Below are 652 nucleotides of genomic sequence, written 5' to 3'. Positions count from 1 at the left end.
TACCTCGAGCGTCGCGATCCGGAATTTGAGCGAAAAATGCAAGACATCCTCTGCGTGTACCAGGACGTAAATTTCCAAAATGACGAAGAAGCGACATCTTCCGGGGTGCCCGAGATGGTAACGGTGTCAGTGGATGAAAAACCGGGGGTTCAAGCTATAAAAAATATAGCCAAGGATCTGGCACCGGTGGCCTCCAAACATTCATCCATTGGCAGAGACTACGAATACAAACGCTTGGGTACAGTTTCCATTTTGGCTGCTCTCGATCTTCATACCGGACACGTGACAGCTCAAGTGCATGATCGTCACCGAAGCCGTGAGTTTATTTCGTTGCTTAAGGAACTTGACGAGTATTATCCGCCGGAGAGCATCATTCGGGTGGTTCTGGATAACCACTCTGCCCATATTTCAAAAGAAACCATGGCATACCTTAAGACAAGGCCAAACCGATTTGTCTATGTCCATACACCCAAACATGGTTCGTGGCTCAATCTTGTTGAAACTCTCTTTGGTAAAATGGCGCGCACCTTCCTGCGTCACATTCGGGTGGACTCGAAAGCTGAATTGAAAGAGCGAATCATGCGAGGGATTGCTGAAATCAACGCATCACCTGTTGTGCATCGGTGGAGCAAATTCGGAGAAAGCAGCACGG

Annotated in this window: 1 protein-coding gene; it reads left to right on the top strand. The window is 48.3% G+C overall.

Going from position 1 to position 652, the window contains the following annotated elements; all coding sequences use genetic code 11:
• On the top strand, window positions 1-652 hold a 652-nt coding region (locus tag ACYQ8U_RS23135; RefSeq protein WP_459947918.1), incomplete at both ends, for an IS630 family transposase.

It is taken from the genome of Desulfocastanea catecholica (genome assembly GCF_054657295.1).
The sequence above is the reverse complement of the archived record's forward strand: the minus strand, read 5'-3'. Positions and strand labels throughout refer to the sequence as shown.